Here is a 20,372-nt window from a genome sequence, read left to right on the forward strand (position 1 = left end):
TCCTTTTTTAAATATGACATTCCGCCGCACCCCGTTTAGAATGCAGACGGTTTCAGGCGCAAACCGGACGTTTCGTCCAACCCGAACATGAGGTTCATGTTCTGCACGGCTTGCCCGCTTGCGCCTTTGAGCAAATTGTCTATCGTGGCCGTGACCAACAATTTATCGCCGAACTTGTCCACATGCACCAAAGCCTTGTTGGTATTGACCACTTGCTTCATGTCGATGACCTTGTCCACGTAATGCGTGAAGGCCGCGTCCTTGTAATACTCCTTGTAAAGTCCGGCAAAATACCCGGCATCGACCGACGCGTCCACACGAACCACCTCGGTGGCAAAAATTCCTCGGGCAAAGTCGCCGCGATAGGGAATGAAATCTATCGCTCCGTCGAAGTCCGACTGCAAGGCACGGAGAGACTGGCAAATTTCCGGCACATGCTGATGGTTGAAAGCCTTGTATATGCTCATGTTGTTGTTGCGCCAACTGAAGTGCGTGGTCGCACCGGGCTTCACACCGGCACCGGTACTTCCCGTGATGGCATTCACCGACACGTCGCCACTCAACAGGCCGTGGGCAGCCAAAGGCAACAACCCCAACTGGATGCAAGTGGCAAAACAACCGGGATTGGCCACATGCTGCGCCCCGGCAATGGCCGCCTTGTCCAATTCTGGCAGACCGTACACGTAGTCATTGCCCGGAGCCGCCAGACGGAAATCCTGCGCCAAGTCGATGATCTTCACCCGGGAAGGCACATCGTGAGCCTGCAAGAACTCCACGCTCTTGCCATGCCCGAAACAGAAAAATATCACGTCCACCTCGTCGAAAGGCAACTGGTCCGTAAACACCAAATCGGTTTCCCCGTACAGTCCTTCGTGCACGTCGGTAATCTTATTCCCTGCATTACTGGAACTATTGATAAACTTTATCTCCGCTTCGGGATGGTTCAGCAGGATGCGGCAAAGTTCTCCGGCCGTATATCCTGCCCCTCCTATGATTCCAACTCTTATCATTTGAAATATCTGTTTTTTTTATCTTCCGCCGCCATGGTTTACTTGATTCGTTCCTCGTCCTTATGGTTCGCATAATACAGGCGGAGCGGAGTGGAAGTCACTTTGATAAAGCCTTTGGCATCCTCTGCCGTCCAACCCTTCTGCGTCTCGCCATACTCGCCGAACTTGTTCTTCACCAAGTCGTCCGGAGAATCCACACCGACCGTCGTGAAGCCGTAAGGACGAAGCTCCAATGTCACCACGCCGTTCACGTTGCGCTGCGAACTGGTCAGCATGGCCTCGATGTCCGGCATGACCGGCTCCAGATACTGGCTTTCGTGCAGGAACATGCCATACCAGTTGGCCACTTGTTCCTTCCAATATTGCTGCCACTTGCTCAGCGTGTATTTTTCCAAGAAACGGTGCGCACCGATAATCAGCATCGGAGCTGCCGCCTCGAAACCTACACGCCCCTTGATACCGATGATGGTGTCGCCCACATGGCAGTCGCGGCCAATGGCATAGGCAGCACCTATCTTTTCTATCTCCTGTATGGCCTTGATCTTGTCGTCATACTCCACACCGTTCACGCTACAAATCTCCCCTTTCTTGAAACCGAGCTTCAACAGCTCCGTCCCCGTCTTCGTGGGATGTTTCAGATAAGCGCTCTCAGGCAACCCCTGATTGCTGTCCAGAATCTCGCCGCCACAAATCGACGTGCCCCAGATACCTACGTTGTAGGAATACTTCAACTTCGTGAAATCGGCATAATAACCGTGCTGGTTCAGATAATCCACTTCCTCCTGGCGGCTCAGGTTGCTGTCACGCGTGAGTGTGATGATCTCCATCCCCGGTGCCATCACCAGGAAAGTCATGTCGAAACGAATCTGGTCGTTGCCTGCCCCGGTCGAGCCATGGGCTATCGCATCGGCCCCCACCTCGTTGGCATAACGTGCGATGGCGATGGCCTGAAAAATACGCTCGGACGACACCGAAATCGGGTAGCAGTTGTTGCGCAACACGTTGCCATATATCATGTAACGCAGGCTCTTTTCATAATACTCCTTCGTCACGTCCAACGTGACGTATTCCTTGGCGCCCAACTTATAAGCATTTTCCTCGTTGGCCTTCAGTTGCTCGGCACTGAAACCGCCCGTGTTGGCACAAGCCGCATACACTTCGTACCCCTTTTCCTTGGCCAGATACATCACCGTATAAGAGGTGTCCAAACCTCCGCTGAATGCCACTACTACTTTTTTTGCCATAATATTCCTTTTATTTTGTCTATTCCAATTAACGCAGATTTTTTGCAGCCGCCTCGCGGGCCATCTTCACCACATCCTCCGGCAGTTCCACCGGAAGTTTCTCGTTCGGATGCGCGGCAGGGTCATACAACATGGCCGTACACACGCAATACCGCCGCCCTGTGCGCTGCAGGATGTCATAATTGACGCAACACGGATGCTCCGGCGTGCCGCAACCTTTCCAATACGCCTCGTCGTCCGTCAGCTCGGCAAAAGTGACCGGCACGTAACCCAACGCCGTATTGATCTTCATCACGGCACTCTGGCTCGTCAACCCGAACAATTTGGCATGGGGCCACCGCAGGCGCGAAAGCGTGAAGGCCGTCTGTTTGATACGGGTAGCCAGATGATGACGCCGGAACTTCTCTACGACAATCAGTCCCGAATTGGCCACATACTCCTTATTTCCCCAACTTTCGATATAACAGAACCCGGCAAACTCCTCTTCATCGCCTTCACCGGCCAAAGCTATGACCGCCTTGCGTTCCTTCATCTTCGTGGCCAGATATTCATGCGTACGGGAAGCTATCCCGGAGCCTCTCTTTTTCGCAGAATCCGTTATGGTCGCAAGAATAACATCTACATACTTTTCGTGGCTGGCATCTGCCACAACCACTCTGATTCCATCGTTGTATTCCACTTCTTTCTTAAACTATATACTGTTTACATAAACCGCTCCCGCTCGGCAGACCTGGAGCAAGCTCCGTCTGCGCTCGCTTACTCGCGATTTTCTACGTTCTTTATATTCATTGTATGTCGGGAATCACTTCGGCCAACCGCCGCAGGGCCAGTTCGGAGGAAACTCCTTCTGCCAACACCAGTATGATGGTATCGTCTCCGGCCAATGTCCCCAATATTTCTTCAAACCTTTTGTTGTCTATATCGTATGCGATATGACTTGCATGACCGGGCAAAGTATGGACCACAGCCAGATTACCTGAAAATTTCACGGACAAAGCACCGGCCTGATGTACGGCAGAAGCGGTCAGGTGAGTGTCCGAGACCCTTCTGTAAAGAGGCGAAGCCGGCAATACATATACATATTTACCAGAGGCATTCGTCGCCTTGGCCACTTTCAGTTGTTTCAAATCACGGGAAAGCGTAGCCTGAGTCAGTATGAAACCCATCTTTTTCAACTCGCGCAACAATTCCTCTTGGCTTGAAATATCCTGTGCAGACACGACCATCTTAATGGCTTCCAAACGGCTGTCCTTATTCCTCATAAATCCCTATCCTTTATTACTTCGATGCAAAGATATGTATTTTAAGCCTCACCGCATGCATAATATACAGATATTTTCTTATTTTTATTCAAAACAAATCATATTCCGCTTATTACCAAAAGAAAGAAGAGTTGAATGACCCGGATTTTCCTGCATATTTATGCAACACGACCACACCATCCCACGCCACCCCCATACCGTATGCCACGACCATACTTCCAATACTTTTATCAAGCATGTCCTACATATTTTCCTGCAAATCGTCATATATTCCAAACTTTTTGCGTAAGTTTGCAACTAAAGAACAAGAAATTCAATAAACACATCGAATACAACAAGCATTATGGAAAAGAAAAAAAGATATTTCCTGGCAGAAGAGGACATCCCCCGTTATTGGTATAACATCCAGGCCGACATGGTAAACAAACCCATGCCGCCACTCAATCCGGCCACCAAACAGCCGTTGAAACCGGAAGACTTGTATCCGATCTTTGCGGAAGAACTGAGCCGGCAAGAGCTGAACCAGACGGACGCGTGGATAGAGATTCCCGAGGAAGTGCGCGAAATGTACAAATACTACCGGAGCACACCGCTCGTAAGGGCCTACGGATTGGAAAAGGCTCTGGGGACACCGGCCCATATATACTTCAAGAATGAAAGCGTCAGCCCCATCGGCTCGCACAAACTGAACTCGGCATTGGCACAAGCTTATTACTGCAAGAAGGAGGGCGTGACGAACGTAACGACAGAAACCGGAGCGGGCCAATGGGGAGCGGCCCTCTCCTATGCCGCCAAGGTGTTCGGGTTGGAAGCGGCTGTATACCAAGTCAAAATCAGTTACGAGCAGAAGCCCTACCGCCGCAGCATCATGCAGACGTTCGGCGCACAAGTCACCGCTTCTCCCTCCATGTCCACCCGTGCGGGCAAGGACATCCTGACCAAGAACCCAAACTACCAAGGTTCTTTGGGCACGGCCATCTCGGAAGCCATCGAACTGGCACGCACGACCCCGAATTGCAAATACACGCTCGGGTCAGTATTGAGCCACGTCACCCTGCATCAGACCATCATCGGCCTGGAAGCCGAGAAACAGATGGAAATGGCGGGTGAATATCCGGACATCATCATCGGCTGTTTCGGAGGCGGCTCCAACTTCGGCGGCATCTGTTTCCCGTTCATGCGCCATAGCATCAAGGAAGGGAAAAAGACACGTTACATCGCAGCCGAACCGGCATCGTGCCCGAAACTGACGCGCGGGCATTTCCAATACGACTTTGGGGACGAAGCGGGTTATACCCCCCTGCTGCCGATGTTCACCCTGGGACACAACTTCGCCCCGGCCAACATCCACGCGGGCGGACTGCGTTACCACGGCGCGGGCGTCATCGTCTCCCAACTCCTGAAAGACGGACTGATGGAGGCCACCGACATCCAGCAACTGGAATCCTTCGACGCGGGCTGCTTGTTCGCCAAGGCCGAAGGCATCATTCCGGCACCGGAATCCTGTCATGCCATCGCTGCCGCCATCAACGAAGCCAAGGCGTGCAAGGAGAGCGGGGAAGAAAAAGTCATCCTGTTCAACCTGTCCGGACACGGCCTCATAGATATGGCCGCTTACGACCAGTATCTGGCCGGAAACCTGACCAACTACGAACTGAAAGACGAAGACATCCAGCATAACCTGGACGAGATTAAGGATTTGTAAACCTACGGCTCCGGCCTATCCGGCAACATATCAAGCGTCCATGCCCTTTCGCCTTTCTGGTTACGAAGGCGAAGAGGCATGGACGCTTGTTTACAGGCACGAAGCCAAAGTATCAAAGTCGGACAAAACGGGGCCTCAGGAGGCCGCCAAATCAATCTCCGCAGTATCTTCCGTGCAGATTTACAACAAGTTAGGCATCCATACGCGAAAGAATAAAAGATTCGAACAAAATGAGGTTGCTTACCTGTCAGGCCGTAGATCCCGGACCTCGCCTTCCCCCACATCCAGATTCGTATAACGGCTCGTCACGCTGAAATCCGGAACCGGATATTCAAAAAACGGGAAGCGACGCTCGGTCTCGCCTTCGGTATATGCCCAAAGCGTTTCATACTCACCCATATCTTCTCCCATGTCCTGCAACTGCAACAAGTAACGGTAGACCGGCTTGTTCTCCCGGATATACACTTCGCGGACACGGTCGATTATCGGGCTGTGCCTACGGGTGCGGTCGTGGTCGAACCGCAAGATGCGGCGTCCCTTGGCGTCCACTCCCACCAAAGCGAAAGACATGCTTTTGCCGATGCCGGGCAGATTGAGCACACTACGATCCGTAGCCAGGAAAGGCACGTCGTGCGCGACACAAAACTGCCGGACGGCCACGGCCTTGTTCGGTGCGCCGCCCAGGCTTTCCAGAAAGTCGTGCTCAGCCTCCGGTGCCAGACGCCCCCATGCTTTCTCCTCGGCACTTTCCTGCAAGGAACGGGCATTCGGGGCAAAGACCTCATAATTCTCCTCAAAGCCTTTCACGGTGAACGTGTAATAACAAATCACGCCCAGGCTGTTCAGCACCTTCCGCAGTTTTGCCGTATGCCCCCGGCGCGAAGCCGCCACGTTGTAGACCAACTGGTTCGTGACCGCCCATCCGGTAGACAGTATCCTCCGGATGGCCTCCCGCGACTCGGGCGTGACCTCCAAAGGCGACTGGAAATGCGTCTGCACGAAAAGTTGGGTGATGCCCGCCTCTGCGGCTTTCTGCCTGAAATCGCGCAGGATGTCCAACAGTTCGTCGTCCACACGCATCGGCAAGTACACCGGCAAGCGCGTCCCCAGACGGACACGTTGCAATTCCGCATACTTCTCGCCGTCGGGACGGGACAGGTTGGCCTGCCGTTTGCGGACGGCCATCTTGCAGACGGCATCCAAGATGTTGCGCAACGTGGCATTGCGGCTCATCAGCGCGTCTCCTCCCGTTATCAGGATGTCGCGTATCTGCGTGTCGTGTTCGAAATAGTCCATCAGCTTCCGAAGGCGGGTGTTCCAATTCTCTTTCGGCTTCAACTTCTCCAACTCGAAATTCAGCCGCCGGCTTTGGAAGTCGTACATCCGTTGGCAGGAAGCACACAAGCCTCCGCAGGCCCGCCCCATCGTGTCGGGGATTAAGATGGCCACTTCGGGATAACGGCGGTGGATGTTATGCCCGCCGGGCAGCAACCAACCGGCCACGTTCGGCTTGCCTTCCTCGACGATGTCCTCACGTTCCCATGCGCGGATGCCACCGAACGTCTCGACCAGGCGGGACGAATAAATGACATAGCTGCGGATGGCCGCGTCGTCGTAGCCTTTCCCGGTAGGATTCAACAAGGAAAGGTAATAAGGCGTAACAAAAACGGGAATCCCTTTTTCCTGCGCCTGTTGGTAAACGCGCATCGTCTCGCCAGAAAGCGTACCGCCCAACATCCGGTTCAGTTCGGCGGCGCTTTTTACGGCCATAGCCAAATGGAAACGGGCTTCGCCCCACCACTGGCGCACCCATCCGAGCTTTTCCGCCTCGCCACACCCTTCCGGAAACACATAGCGTCCGGAAGAAGCCGGACGATGTTCTATCTTCCGGACCAACAACGCCATAATCCTCTCTTTGTTCGCCTCACGGATGGCCCTCACCTGTTCATTCAGCCCGTCCGGCCAACGACGCATCCACCGGAGCACATCCTCTTTCTCCGGCACTCCGGAAGGGGCGTCATGCAATCTGGAAAACTGGTGGTACAATTCGAGTGCAAAATCCGGAGAAATCTCCTCTCCCTCCATACGCCCGGACAAGAAACGCCACAACAAGTCAAGGCTCTCCACCTTCACGTCTTCCCCGACCGAAAGTTCATGAACGACCCGGCCGTCATACTCCAACAAACGCCTTACCACCCGCACCCCTTCCGCATTCCACGACGCATCCGACAAATAAGCGTCTATCTTTTGACGGAAAGAGGCCTCGTCCGGGCTGTCTACAGCCCTGGCGAGCAATTCTGGAAATTTATTTTCGAATAACAGCCTGACCTCATGCAGGGTAACCGCTTTATTCTTTTGCTTCATACATATTCTATTTTAGGGTTACACACAAAAAACGAAACAACCGTTTCATTCTTCTAATTTAACGGAAAAAGGGCACATTGGCAAAACGTATGGAATCATTTTCATTCTTTTTAAAAAACAAACCAAGGAAAACACACATTTTTGCTTATCTTTGCCCGAAACAAGCAAACTCACATCGTACTATGAAAGTGAAAATTGAAGAAAGTTGGCGGCTACGCTTGCAGGAAGAGTTCGACAAGCCTTATTTCGAAAGACTCACCGCTTTCGTGCGGAACGAATATGCCCATGCCCATGTGCTGCCTCCGGGCTCCCGTATCTTTTACATTTTTAATGCCTGTCCTTTCGAAAAGGTGAAGGTTGTCATACTCGGGCAAGACCCTTACCCCACTCCCGGGCAATATTATGGCGTCTGCTTTTCCGTCCCGGACGGAATCCCCATCCCCGGCTCTTTAGCCAACATCTTCCAGGAAATCCATCAGGATTTAGGAAAACCCGTCCCGGCTTCCGGCAACTTAGACCGTTGGGTCGAACAGGGCGTGTTCTCCTTGAACTCCGTACTGACGGTAAGGGCATACAAAACCGGTTCCCACCGCAACGTAGGATGGGAAACGTTCACCGATGCCGTCATCCGCAAGCTCAGCGAGGAACGGGAACATCTGGTTTTCATGCTATGGGGAAACTATGCAAAAGCCAAAAAGAACCTGATTGACGGGAAAAAACATCTGATATTGGAAGCCGCACATCCCTCACCGCGTTCTGCCGAACATGGCTTTTTAGGCTGCAAGCACTTCAGCAAAGCCAATGCCTATTTAAAAAGCAACGGGATTCAAGAAATAGACTGGTAAGAGCGTATATGCGTCCACGACCATCCGCTCCGCATATATACGCTCCTCAGCAAAACGACAAAACCATATCCCACAAGGTAAAAATGGTTGTTCTATCCGTGGCTGAGGTAATACATTATCCAATAGTTCCGGTTAACTTTGCTTCATCTAAAAATCAAAAAGTTATGAAAAGGCCATTCGCCATATCCCTGCTGGCCGGAGGAATGTTATATTCCCCATTCGCAGCAGCACAAATAGAAACGGGCAACGCCCCAAAGGACCGTTCCTTGGACGAAGTCGTAGTGACAGGCACGCGAAATGAGACCGATGCCGCACAACTCCCTGCTACGGTTTCCGTCATAGACCGTAAACAAATAGAACAGGCCAACACGCCCTCGCTGCTTCCGATACTGACGGAGCAAGTTCCGGGGCTTTTCGTCTCCTCACGCGGAATCATGGGATACGGCGTATCAGGCGGAGCTGCCGGAGAAATAAATTTGAGAGGCATCAGCGGAAGTTCCGGCAGGCTGATGGTCTTGATAGACGGACATCCTCAGTACATGGGCCTAATGGGACACCCCATAGCCGACGCCTACCAATCCCTCATGGCAGAAAAAGTGGAAATCCTGCGCGGCCCGGCTTCTGTCCTATACGGTTCGAATGCAATGGGAGGGGTTATCAATGTCATCACCCGGAAAATGCAGACAGAAGGCATAAGCACCCATGCCCACGTCGGTTACGGTTCCTACAACACGCTCCAAACGGAAGCCACCAACCGTATCCGTAAAGGACGATTCACCAGCATCGTCAGCGGATTGTACAATCGTACCGACGGACACCGTGCAGACATGGGTTTCGAGCAATATGGCGGGTATGCCAAACTCGGATATGAGCTGTCCTCAAAGTGGAAAGCCGAAGCGGACGTGAACATCACCCACTTTAATGCTTCACAACCGGGTGAAGTCAGCCAACCGTTACTGGACGCCGACCAAAACATCACGCGGGGAATGACGTCTTTCGCTTTGGAGAACCATTATGAAAAGACTTCCGGGAGATTGAGTTTCTTCTACAACTGGGGACGTCATAAAATCAATGACGGCTATGCCCCGAGCGAAGGAGAAAGCCAATTGCCTTACCGTTTCCACTCCCGTGACAATATGATGGGGGTATCGTGGTATCAAAATTCACAGCTTTTCCGAGGCAACCTGCTGACCACCGGAATAGACTGGTACCACTTTGGTGGAGAAGCATGGAACAAGTTCATAGAAGGTCCGCAAAAAGGAGAACGTAAGGACATCGTAGACAAGCAACAGGATGAAATCGCCGGTTATATAGACTTTCGCCAGAGAATCGGCTCGTGGATGACGTGGAATGCCGGCCTCCGCATAGACCACCATAGTCAGGCGGGAACCGAATGGATTCCGCAAACTGGCCTGGCCTTTCAAGTTCCGAAAAACGCTGAAATCAAACTTACAGCCAGCAAAGGTTTCCGTTATCCGCTCATCCGCGAAATGTTCATGTGGGGAACAGCCAACCCGGATTTGAAAGCAGAAAGCATGTGGAACTATGAACTTGCATTCAACCAACGGTTGCTTGACAATCGCCTGTCCTATGGCTTCAACCTTTTCTACATCAACGGTAAAAACATGATTACCACGGCTTCCATTGACCATCGCATGATGAACGTAAATACGGGAAAAATCAAGAATGCCGGATTTGAAATACAAATGGCATACCGTATATCCAAAACATGGTCGGCCGACGCCAACTACAGTTACCTGCACATGGAACATCCTGTCGTAACGGCACCGGAAAACAAGTTATATGTCGGCATTTCCTTTTCAAAAAAGAAATGGCTGTTGTCCTCCGGCGTACAATATATACAAGGTCTTTATACGAACGTGAAGGTAAACGGGAAAGGCGATGAGACCTCAGAAAATTTTGTTTTGTGGAATATTCGCGGAATGTTCCAGGCCACTCGCAACCTTGCCCTTTGGCTTCGTGGAGAAAACTTACTAGCGCAACATTACGAAATCATATCCGGCTACCCGATGCCCAAAGCCACTTTTATGGGAGGTGTCAATTTCAGCTTTTAGGAAATCAGCAAAAAAGGCTTAATCCTAACGAATTAAGCCTTCATGTCGGAAAGAGGCGATTCGAACGCCCGACCCCTACGTCCCGAACGTAGTGCGCTACCAACTGCGCTACTTTCCGTTTTGCGAGTGCAAAGATAGAGTTTTTTTCTGAAACAAAAAAATATTCGTAGTTTTTTCTTGGAATATTTTGTTTGAACCTCTTTTTGCCTTACCTTTGCACTCGCAAAACCGAAGTAAGTCGGTGCCATAGCTCAGTTGGTAGAGCAAAGGACTGAAAATCCTTGTGTCCCCGGTTCGATTCCTGGTGGCACCACCTGCAAAACTCCGAAATGCTTCATTATCAAGCGTTTCGGAGTTTTTCGTTTTAGCAGATAGCGCTGAGTTACCTATAAAGTTACCTATAAGGTAATCATCTGAAACTGTTTAAATCGCCTTGATTAAATACCATTAAAGACTTCCTTTTAATCTTCAAACCGATTAAAGCGCCAATAAAAAAAAGGCCAGCACTCACACCCTTCTTATTCGTAGTACATTCTTTTCCCTCTCGTTCCGAAAGCATCATAGAAGCACAATCCCGTAAATTAGACACACCACCTTGAACGTGCATCATAAACAAAGAAAACACAATAACCCCAATGACACGATGACACTTTGACCTTATTAGACATTATATCGAATAAGGTTTTAGTGCACTGATAACCAATAGCCATGTTCCTTATTCTGTATAAACTCTATTGAACTTTTTGACCTTTTGACCCTTTCCAATGATGCTCGTATTCACTTCCCCTGAACACGCAAACCACTGACCGGAATATTTCAGTTCATTATTCTAATAGAGTATGAACCATAGCTTCCTTTCATCATGATATTCCCATTCCATATCCAGACATTTCCTAATTGCTCCATTTCCTTTTCTTGTCTGCCATAACCTCAATTGATCAGCTTACACTCTACGTTCAATACGGCAAACACCGGTTCATCTACCCGAAATCTAATGTTCCGTCTAACATAAAGAACTTGAATTATTGTCTGCTGCAACAAATAAAGGCAGAACTTTGAACGGATGACATCCGGTTTATCAAGCAGTTTTTTATCCGTTCATTGCATCGTAGGACCGAAGTCCCCAAAGAGTTAAGTTTACAGATTCAACATTCATTGATTCTCCCTCTTTCGCGAAGCGAAACAACGAATTTATTCGCTCCGTTGCGCAGAAATCGGCAAGTTACCCTTGTGAGGACAAACTCGTTTTGTAATGACAAGGGTACAACTTGCTTGGCTCTGTCTGCAAAATAGGCTATCGCCTCCCCGTATAGCCGTCGACCACTTTTCGGGATTTTCCCAGATTGTCTACTTTTCAGATCTTACAGTAATCCGATGATTCAAAATTCAATTTACCATAAACACCAAGTATCATAGATTTCCGTTTCTTTGTGCACAAAGCTTGTGTTTCCCATGTACCAGGAACTACACACAAAAAATCCTTATCTTGATAACCATCAGCCTTCAGAACTCCGAACCCATATACAAGACTATCCTAAGACTTACATAACTCGAACACAAAGTGCATGGCACTCTTGTATATTGAACGCTCGCCATGATTGACTGAGCATCCCAATACGCAAAGTTGCCACGACCATGGTATCAGCAAGCAAAGGTGTCAACAACAAGAGGGAAACAAGTTTCTGAGTCTATTACACCTTGGTAAAAGCCTGAAGAATCAGGCTGGTAAACTATCCTTTAGTAGTCAATTTAGGCTTGCAGGATTTGTTAAGCAAGTTGTACTTTTGTGGGTACAAAATTCGTTTTGCCCCCTCAAAAGTGACTTGCCGACTGCTACCGCAGTGGAGCGATTAATCGCTGTTTCGCTTTGCGAAAGAGGACGTTTTAAAAAAAACGAACAGTTCCTCAACTCCTGTATCCTACAATATTTGATTCTACAAATCACATGACTCTAATAGCATGATAGCATAATAGGCAAGTTCTTACTATATTCGCATATAGATACTTTTGTTTTGTCCAACACTAATACTAAGGTATCAAGGATAAAAGATTCTATTACTGTTAATCTACATTCATTGTCTCCTTGGATTAAGATATTATGTGATAAGCCATCCAAATGCCTAAAACAATGAGCATTGAAAAAAAATATCCGTCTGATTTTACATTTATGGTTTCAGAAGGTCTTTATTACAGAACGTCCATTAAAATGAGCTCACGAAAGGTACGTGAAATATGAAAGTATAACGAAATAATAGAAATACTATGTGTACAACAAGAAACTGGAAAGCCGGAATACTGGCAATCGCAATGATATTGGTTTGCGGATCTGCAAATGCACAACATTGGCATCGGTATTATCGCCCCAATCGGGTTGTTACCGTTGTAGTTCAACCAAATGTGGTATCTCATGTCAGTAACCGTTTCAATCAAAAGGAGCGTTTGGCAATGGCTATAGCTTATTTGGAAACGCATGAGCACCTTACCATCAGGCAATATGCAAAAATGACGCAACTTAGCATGGCATCAGCGGAAGCGGAACTTGACGCTTTTGCTATAGATAAGAAAAAGCCGATACGACTTGTAATCAGAGGAAAAAAGAAAGTGTATATCAAAAGGCAATAGAATATGAAGAAAAAGAGAAACTGGAAATTATGGATATTTGGAGCGACAGTTCTGCTTTTGATGCAATCATGTGTGGTTGTGCGCAAAGCCCGCCATCACCACCATCACAGACATTGTATGCTTTATTACCAACAGAACATAGGTAATGCCTCATTTAATGCGTCTGCTGCTTATACTACAATAGAACCTGCGATAAATTATGAACGTAATGGATGACAAGGAACTGGTGAGGTTGATAGTCAAAGACTCGGAAACCGGCTTCCGCTGTCTGATGAAGAAATACAAGGAAGCCGTTTACTGGCATATACGCAGGCTGGTCGTAGCACATGAGGATGCACAGGACGCAACCCAGGAAACATTTGTCAGGGTGTTCCGGTCCTTGTCCGATTTCAAAGGCGAGTGTTCATTGCGTTCGTGGATTTACCGGATTGCTACCAACGAGGCCTTGCGGCTGCTCAGCCGTTACAAAGACGAGCAGGTTTCGCTGGATGAATCATCTGGTGAGTGGGGAGGTCTGATGGCTGATGAGTACGTGGATTACAGCGATTTGGAGGCTGTCAGACTGCAAAAAGCCATTTTATCCTTGCCAACCAAGCAGCAGCTGGCTTTTAACCTAAGATACTATAATGAGTTGGGATATGATGAGATTGCCGCCATCATCGGTTCTACGGCAGACGGAGTAAAATCCAGCTATCATATTGCCAAAGAGAAGATTATTAAGTTTATGAATGCTAATAATTAAGTGTATGAAAGAAAAATTTGATTTTGACCGCATAGGAAAGCGAATGCCCTATACCACTCCAGACGGATTCTTCGACGATATGGAGAACAGCATCATGCAGTGCATCAAACAGGAGGTGCGTCCCTTAAAACCCAAACGCAACTTGCAGCTGTGGTATTCACTGGCGGGAGGTTTGGTAGCTGCCAGCATCGCACTGGTGATTGTATTTGCCCCCTTCCATACACAGACGAAGAAATCGTTCGAAGATGTGGAAGAAGCATTTGCGAATCTGAGCAGCAGCGATCAGGATTACCTGTTTACGACCTATCAGTATGATCTGTTTATGAATGAATAAAGACAAAAGAAATGAAGAACATCATTAAAGTAGTTGTGCTTATTGTAGCCATGATGGCATCGAATGCAAACCTGTATGCCCAAAAGGGTGAGCAACAGCGCATAACCCGTGAACAATTGGCCGAAACACAGGCTCAGTTCATCGCCAATGAAATGGCGATGGATGATGAAACAACCCGGCAGTTTGTAGAAACCTTCTGCCAGTTCCAGAAAGAAATCTGGGCATTGGGTCCACGGCCGAAAAGAGAGAAGTCTCATCTTTCGGATAAAGAGGCAGAACAGGCCATGAACGAAAGGTTTGCCCATAGTCAGAAGATACTTGACCTACGTAAGAAGTATTATTTAAAGTACAGCAAATTTCTGACTCCCACGCAAATAGAAAAAGTATATGTATTGGAAAGAAGAATGATGAACCGGCTGTTTCAACGTTCCCAAAATAAAGATAAACGTAAATAAAAAATGAAAATTATGAAATTGAAAGCTTTTGGCATATTTTGTTTGTCGTTCTTCATGACGACAGCTATGTCTTCTTGTGACAGTGATGAGATTACAGACCAACCGGGAGAAGTATCCGGCAGCGGAAATCCAACCTTGACTGTTCTTGCCGAACAGATGGCGGGTTCTGAAGGGTATGACGAAAAGGGAATCACCGCAACGAACCTCCCGAGTTCACAGGATATACAAAGCCTGTTCAGTGGCTTGAAACTGAATTTCTCGCTGTCTGGAATCACTAAAATAGAGTTGGAAAGTGTAGACGGCTATGCCTTGGCCGGAACAACAGGTATTCAATGGGGAGATTCAGAGGAAGCGTTGACCGGAGAAGTGGAAAACGCCAACTCAATCCTGGTCTTCAATGCTCCGGATGAAAACGGATTGACTCCCGGAAAAGACTACTCCATTTTTACCTTGCCTTGCGACCTTTATGGAGGCTATCGCCTGTCTATCTATCGGGAAGGCCTCGTGGCACATTATTTTGGTGTGCATCAAACGGTGGAGTTGGGTTCATTCATCACACCCGCTGACCTGATTGAAAGTGAATTGGAGTTTGACGACCCGGATGCGCCGCTTGTTGAAGAAGAACGACCGGAACTGGATGCTACGACTACGGCACTTCTCCGTCAATATCAGCAGAACCCTACAGAGGAAAACAAGCAGGCTTTGCTGGATCAAATGGGTGTTCGTTATGATAAAGTGGTAGCCCGCAAAAAAGCGAAGCTCCGCGAACTGGAAAGAGAAGCCCTCACCTTGGATGTGGTGGAAGAAATGCAGGAGATTGTGGACGAGATGGTAGATAACCGTGACATCCGGCTTGAACAGCAGTTCCTGCGTCTTATCGACCCTCGAAATGATGAAAATCCGGATGATGCGTGGATGGTGCTGAGAGGGGCTTCCGCTCCCAATGCCTACATCGGTTATGCTCCCGTTACCAATGCGGAATATGCAGCATTCAAGTCAGACTTTACCTATGAAGACGGACAGGATAATTATCCGGTGGTAAATGTCACCGTAGAGGAAGCCGCAGCCTATTGCAATTGGCTGGCGCAGAATGACCCGATGCACAACTACCGTCTGCCGACCGATGAAGAATGGATCTTAGGTGCCGGACACATGCCCAAGGATGTTTCGATGAATGCAGGTCATGTAGAGGCAGGGCTGACTGCAGTCGACGCTTATAGCCATACCACCGGAGCTTGCGGAGGCATTGACTTCTGGGGTAACAGTTGGGAATGGACCACTTCAACGGATGCTGAGGGACAGTATATTATCAAGGGCGGCAGCTGGGATTCTGAGCGCGATGATTGCCGCAGCGAAAAATCAGACGTCGTTCGTTCCGGAGACCAAGGCTATGCCAACGTCGGTTTCAGAGTCGTAAGAACGGATCTTTTCTAATTATCTAACCACATTACAGGATGAAAAAATATGTTTTAGCAATGGCTGTTGCCATTGTGACGGCCACTGTTGTGTCCGCACAGAAGGATGACAGCAACTCAAAAATAACAGTATCGATTCATCAGACCGACCAGGAAGATGGGTATGAAGGGAGTGCCGAACAGCGTTGTGGCATCCGGTTCAATCTTCCGATGACGGGCGTGACGAAGATAGAAGTGGAAAGTGTGGACGGTCTTCCGCTGGCTGGTACGGCAATCACCCGTCAGGATGCCCAAGGAAGAACCGTAATCGGTGACATGGCGCATACTAGCACCATCATAACCTATACCTCCACTGAGAAGACCGGGTTTACTCCCGGAAAGGACTACTACATTTCCACCCTTCCCTGCAATCTGTATGGAGGATACAGGTTCTCCATTTACAAGGACGGTCTGGTAGCGCACTATTTCGGAGTACATCAGCAAGTAGAGTCGGGTAGGTTCATCAGTCCTGATGATTTGGTGGAAAGTGAACTGGAGTTTGACAAGCCCGGTGCACCGCTGGTGGAAAAAGGACGGCCTAAGATGGACTCCAAGACACATAAGCTCTTCGTCCTATACAGGAAGAATCCGACGGAAGCCAACAGGCAGGCGTTACTTGACCAGATGGGGGTACGCTACGACAAAGTAGTGGCCAGAAAGAAGAACAAGCTGCGCGAACTGGAACGCGAAGCCCGTACTTACAGCATTGTGGAACACATGCAGGGCATTGTTGATGAGATGGTGGAGAACCGGGAAACACGAATCCGGCAGCAGTTCCTCCGTTTCATCGACCCCCGAAGGGACGATAATCCGAAGGATGCGTGGATGGTGTTGCGCGGGGCTTCTGATGCAACGGCTTATATCGGGTATGCTCCCGTCACCAATGCCGAGTATGCTGCCTTTAAACCCGGTTTCACTTACAAATCAGGGCAGGACAATTATCCGGTAGTGAACATTTCCCTCCAGAATGCCCAAGCCTACTGCCAATGGCTGACGGCTCAGGATAGCAAGCATATCTATCGATTGCCCAGTGAAGAAGAATGGATCTTGGGTGCCGGACACATGCCTAAAGATGTAGCCATGAATGCCAATCATGTGGAGTCGGGGCTGACTGCCGTAGATGCCTACAAGCAATCTACCGGTGCCTGCGGAGGGATTGACTTTTGGGGCAACTGCTGGGAGTGGACCACTTCAACGGACGTCGACGGACAGTATCTTGTGAAAGGGGGCAGTTGGGATGCCAAACGTGACGACTGCCGCAGCGAGAAATCGGACGATGTGCGATCCGGAAACAAAGGCTATGCCAATGTGGGGTTCCGGGTTGTCAGAACAGATACTCCCCAATCCAAATAGACAAAGATTATTATCTACTTTTTATCAACTCATAATAGAAATTTAGTATGAAAAGAATGTTTTTAATGATGGCCATTGCCATCGCTACCACTTTGCAGGTATCTGCACAGGAAAGTAAAACCAAGCTCACTGCGCAACAGCGGACTGAACAGCGCATCAAGGAAATGGATGAAAAGCTGACCCTGAGCGATGAGCAGAAAACGAAAATCCGTGAATTGTATGCAGATTTCAACAAGCAGAAATATCCCCGTGAAAAGCGCAGGGAAGCCCTAGAAAAACTGACGGCGGACATCTGCCTTCTGCTGACTGCCGAACAGCAAACGACCTACAAGCAGATGATAGAACAGTCAATCGCTGACATGAAGAAAGGAAAGCGTGGGCAGTCGAAAGAATGATTTACTGCGAATACAGCGGCAGCGCATGATAATCCTAACTATTCTTTTGTACATGAGCATTTGGGCATCAGCTACACCATGCAGATATACAGATTCAGACTTCAGTTTCAATGTATGGTCATATAATAACATCACACTTCCTTACAGGGAAACGGTGATAACAGCCGGTGGCACACAACAGAAACCGATATTGGTAATCTATTTGCATGGCGGACTAAAGCGTGGAAGTGATAATGTCAGACAAATGAATGAAGATGCAATCTATACGATTGCCGATTACCTTTGCAGAAACTGTATCAATGCCTTTATGATTGTACCTCAATGTCCGGACTCCCTTACGTGGGGAGTCCAGACAAATGAGATTATAAAAAATCTTGTTGATGAATACATGAACAAGGGAAAAGTGGATCCAGACCGTATCTATCTAGTAGGCGGTTCTATGGGAGGTACAGGGGCCTGGAAAATGGCATCTGCCTATCCTTACCTGTTTGCCGCCGTTATGCCGGTAGCCGGAAATCCCGACACAATAGATGCTGCTCTGCTCGCCAATACTCCGGTCTGCACGGTGATGGGGACTGGCGATAAGCTAATGGACATTGCTCCAGTCATTTCTTTTATGAAACGATTAAAGGAACTGAATGGGGAAGCTATACTTGACGTGGAAAACGGTTGGTCACATATTAAGACTTGCACAGAGAGCTATACCGACAAACGACTCATTTGGCTTTTCAATCATATACGCTCAAGCAAATAGCCGGTCCTAATAATCTTCGTTGAAAAAAGATTCATCGGTAGCCGCTTTTATTGGTAAAATTAAATCCTGCTTTCTCTTTTTGGGTGAATGTGTTGACTTACGGATTTCCGCTTGATTTAATCCGCAGCAATATCAATGTCAGCATAGCTGCCAATTACACCAATACCCCCACTGTCTTTAATGGGGTGACAAGCGACACACGTGAACTGAACTTAATACCTAAAATAATTATCGGAAGCAATATCAATAAGAATATAGATTTTACAGCCTCTTACTCTGCGGCCATCAACAATATATTCAGTTCATCTGATGAAGCTACAAGCAACGATTACATCACTCATACCGCTTCTGTCAAACTGGGTTGTATGTTCTTTTGGGGGCTTACTTTGCGCAGTACGTTTAACTATGTAGGTTACACAGGTCTGGATACGGGTACGGAAGATTATTGTCTATGGAATCTGTCTTTAGGTAAGAAATTCCTGAAAAACAATGCTGCAGAAATCAAACTGGAGGCTTTTGATGTACTCAAACAGAACCGGAATTTTACACATCGGCTGGAAAGCAACTACTGTGATTATATATCAAGCAATGTGCTGGAACCATATATGATGCTCAGTCTTACTTATACGATACGTTAGTATAATAATCAACTAAATGCGGTATAATATACAATCAAAGAATAATATTTATGCAACCGAAAAACAGATTTACTATGTGTACATTTTCTATGACTATTAAAACTTTATTGCTTGGTCTGTGCCTGACAGCTTGCCATGAAAACGAGGAAGCGTATGCTGCTACACCTTCAGAACAGGAAACAGAAGCTGAGATTTCGTCGGGATACACCTCGCTCTTAAACAAGACCAGTTCCGTTCCAGCCGAATATCTGGAGGAATCCGATTCCCAGGGAAGCGTGGTGCAAATTGACTATGACACCCACAACTATGTTGATGGGAACGGTGAAATGCGCTCAAATACGGCCTATGTCTACCTGCCGTATGGGTATGAGGAATCATCCGATGAATGCTATGATGTGTTCTATTTCGTACATGGGCATGGAGAAACAGCAGCCTCCTTCTTTCAGAACGAGAACGGCATGATGCGAAACTTGCTTGACCACCTGATAGCAAAGGGAGACATGTCTCCGGTTATCGTGGTATCCACAAGTTATGTATATGGTACTCCTGTCGATTACTATCCTGATGCTGACCCCTATTGCAAGGCTCTTCCTCAGGAACTGGTCAACGACCTGATTCCGTTGGTAGAGAGCCGTTACCGTACATACGCTCAGCAAACGGACTTCGAGGGGTTGCAGGGTTGCAGGCTTCCAGAAATCATCGGGCCATCGGAGGTTTCTCCATGGGAGCGGTAACCACCTGGTATGCGTTAGAATGTACACTGGACTGTTTCAAGTATTTCATGCCGATAAGTTCCGATGGGTGGTCACTGGGGCGTTTTGCCGGAATGGACTATCCGGATGAGACTGCGGCTCATTTGGCAGACATCATTCGTTCTTCATCACCGTCAGGAAATGATTTCTACATTTGGGCATGCAGCGGAACGGACGATGTGGCTTATGATAGGATTTGGACACAAGTACAGGCTATGGCTCAAATTACGGATGTATTTGACGTAAATCATCTTACGTTTCACGAACAGGAAGGTGCTCGCCATGTCTTCGGTTCTTTGACCGAATACTTCTACAATGCGCTTCCTTATCTGTTTCCAAACTAATAAAAATAGTGGTTCAAAGTGTCA

Annotated in this window: 21 protein-coding genes and 2 tRNA genes; 16 read left to right on the plus strand and 7 right to left on the minus strand. The window is 48.3% G+C overall.

Annotation, left to right across the window (positions count from 1 at the left end):
• Positions 1-35 precede the first annotated feature (35 nt).
• From argC to E0E47_RS17780, 5 genes are all read right to left on the minus strand, one after another.
• Positions 36-1,010 (minus strand): N-acetyl-gamma-glutamyl-phosphate reductase, encoded by a 975-nt coding sequence (gene argC, locus E0E47_RS08515; RefSeq protein WP_130893453.1) that lies wholly within the window; start codon positions 1,008-1,010, stop codon positions 36-38.
• Positions 1,011-1,048: 38 nt separating this feature from the next.
• Positions 1,049-2,254 (minus strand): argininosuccinate synthase, encoded by a 1,206-nt coding sequence (locus tag E0E47_RS08520; RefSeq protein ID WP_008616600.1) that lies wholly within the window; start codon positions 2,252-2,254, stop codon positions 1,049-1,051.
• 28 nt (positions 2,255-2,282) lie between these two features.
• Complete coding sequence (locus E0E47_RS08525; protein WP_008625491.1) at positions 2,283-2,933, minus strand: hypothetical protein; 651 nt, start codon at positions 2,931-2,933, stop codon at positions 2,283-2,285.
• A 106-nt stretch (positions 2,934-3,039) separates the two neighbouring features.
• A complete protein-coding gene (locus tag E0E47_RS08530; protein ID WP_130893454.1) occupies positions 3,040-3,516 on the minus strand; it encodes an arginine repressor in 477 nt (158 codons plus the stop codon).
• A gap of 112 nt (positions 3,517-3,628) precedes the next feature.
• Positions 3,629-3,754 carry a hypothetical protein gene (locus E0E47_RS17780; protein ID WP_262708099.1) on the minus strand — a complete coding sequence of 42 codons (126 nt, stop codon included), beginning with the start codon at positions 3,752-3,754 and terminating at the stop codon, positions 3,629-3,631.
• 102 nt (positions 3,755-3,856) lie between these two features.
• On the opposite strand from E0E47_RS17780, the gene E0E47_RS08535 reads away from it, so the two are divergent.
• Entirely contained in the window at positions 3,857-5,221 is a 1,365-nt protein-coding gene (locus E0E47_RS08535) for a TrpB-like pyridoxal phosphate-dependent enzyme (RefSeq protein WP_087943174.1), read from the plus strand.
• A gap of 240 nt (positions 5,222-5,461) precedes the next feature.
• Here E0E47_RS08535 and E0E47_RS08545 read toward each other — a convergent pair whose 3' ends face one another.
• Positions 5,462-7,585, minus strand: a complete 2,124-nt coding sequence (locus E0E47_RS08545) for a KamA family radical SAM protein (protein WP_130893456.1) — start codon at positions 7,583-7,585, stop codon at positions 5,462-5,464.
• A gap of 182 nt (positions 7,586-7,767) precedes the next feature.
• On the opposite strand from E0E47_RS08545, the gene ung reads away from it, so the two are divergent.
• Both ung and E0E47_RS08555 read left to right on the plus strand, forming a co-directional pair.
• Positions 7,768-8,430, plus strand: coding sequence for a uracil-DNA glycosylase (ung, locus tag E0E47_RS08550; RefSeq protein WP_130893457.1), 663 nt, complete (start codon positions 7,768-7,770; stop codon positions 8,428-8,430).
• A gap of 164 nt (positions 8,431-8,594) precedes the next feature.
• On the plus strand, positions 8,595-10,505 hold the full coding sequence (locus E0E47_RS08555; RefSeq protein ID WP_130893458.1) for a TonB-dependent receptor: 1,911 nt from the start codon (positions 8,595-8,597) through the stop codon (positions 10,503-10,505).
• Between the two features lie 45 nt (positions 10,506-10,550).
• Here the strand turns inward: E0E47_RS08555 and E0E47_RS08560 are convergent.
• Positions 10,551-10,623: transfer RNA gene (locus E0E47_RS08560), tRNA-Pro, on the minus strand.
• A 122-nt stretch (positions 10,624-10,745) separates the two neighbouring features.
• On the opposite strand from E0E47_RS08560, the gene E0E47_RS08565 reads away from it, so the two are divergent.
• The 13 genes from E0E47_RS08565 to E0E47_RS08625 all read left to right on the plus strand — a co-directional run bounded on the left by E0E47_RS08565 (position 10,746) and on the right by E0E47_RS08625 (position 20,348).
• Positions 10,746-10,818: transfer RNA gene (locus tag E0E47_RS08565), tRNA-Phe, on the plus strand.
• Between the two features lie 1,949 nt (positions 10,819-12,767).
• Positions 12,768-13,127: a hypothetical protein gene (locus tag E0E47_RS08570; protein WP_130893459.1), complete on the plus strand. Its 360-nt coding sequence runs from the start codon at positions 12,768-12,770 to the stop codon at positions 13,125-13,127.
• A gap of 3 nt (positions 13,128-13,130) precedes the next feature.
• Complete coding sequence (locus E0E47_RS08575) at positions 13,131-13,343, plus strand: hypothetical protein (protein WP_130893460.1); 213 nt, start codon at positions 13,131-13,133, stop codon at positions 13,341-13,343.
• Positions 13,327-13,869 (plus strand): RNA polymerase sigma factor, encoded by a 543-nt coding sequence (locus E0E47_RS08580; RefSeq protein ID WP_130893461.1) that lies wholly within the window; start codon positions 13,327-13,329, stop codon positions 13,867-13,869. The genes E0E47_RS08575 and E0E47_RS08580 overlap by 17 nt, the downstream gene beginning before the upstream one ends.
• Before the next feature lie 4 nt (positions 13,870-13,873).
• Positions 13,874-14,203 (plus strand): hypothetical protein, encoded by a 330-nt coding sequence (locus E0E47_RS08585; protein WP_130893462.1) that lies wholly within the window; start codon positions 13,874-13,876, stop codon positions 14,201-14,203.
• Positions 14,204-14,214: 11 nt separating this feature from the next.
• A complete protein-coding gene (locus E0E47_RS08590) occupies positions 14,215-14,658 on the plus strand; it encodes a hypothetical protein (protein WP_130893463.1) in 444 nt (147 codons plus the stop codon).
• A gap of 12 nt (positions 14,659-14,670) precedes the next feature.
• Positions 14,671-16,092 (plus strand): formylglycine-generating enzyme family protein, encoded by a 1,422-nt coding sequence (locus E0E47_RS08595; protein ID WP_232038376.1) that lies wholly within the window; start codon positions 14,671-14,673, stop codon positions 16,090-16,092.
• Between the two features lie 20 nt (positions 16,093-16,112).
• Positions 16,113-17,465 (plus strand): formylglycine-generating enzyme family protein, encoded by a 1,353-nt coding sequence (locus E0E47_RS08600; protein ID WP_130893464.1) that lies wholly within the window; start codon positions 16,113-16,115, stop codon positions 17,463-17,465.
• 47 nt (positions 17,466-17,512) lie between these two features.
• On the plus strand, positions 17,513-17,860 hold the full coding sequence (locus E0E47_RS08605; RefSeq protein WP_117462653.1) for a Spy/CpxP family protein refolding chaperone: 348 nt from the start codon (positions 17,513-17,515) through the stop codon (positions 17,858-17,860).
• Between the two features lie 25 nt (positions 17,861-17,885).
• Positions 17,886-18,614 (plus strand): carboxylesterase family protein, encoded by a 729-nt coding sequence (locus tag E0E47_RS08610; protein WP_130893465.1) that lies wholly within the window; start codon positions 17,886-17,888, stop codon positions 18,612-18,614.
• A gap of 50 nt (positions 18,615-18,664) precedes the next feature.
• On the plus strand, positions 18,665-19,252 hold the full coding sequence (locus E0E47_RS08615; protein WP_130893466.1) for a porin family protein: 588 nt from the start codon (positions 18,665-18,667) through the stop codon (positions 19,250-19,252).
• Between the two features lie 74 nt (positions 19,253-19,326).
• Positions 19,327-19,986: an alpha/beta hydrolase gene (locus E0E47_RS08620; RefSeq protein ID WP_172604680.1), complete on the plus strand. Its 660-nt coding sequence runs from the start codon at positions 19,327-19,329 to the stop codon at positions 19,984-19,986.
• Positions 19,974-20,348 (plus strand): hypothetical protein, encoded by a 375-nt coding sequence (locus E0E47_RS08625; RefSeq protein ID WP_130893468.1) that lies wholly within the window; start codon positions 19,974-19,976, stop codon positions 20,346-20,348. Before E0E47_RS08620 ends, E0E47_RS08625 begins: the two co-directional genes overlap by 13 nt.
• Positions 20,349-20,372: the final 24 nt, after the last annotated feature.

The sequence above is a fragment of the Paraprevotella xylaniphila YIT 11841 genome, from assembly GCF_900683745.1.
Taxonomy (GTDB): Bacteria; Bacteroidota; Bacteroidia; order Bacteroidales; family Bacteroidaceae; genus Paraprevotella; species Paraprevotella xylaniphila.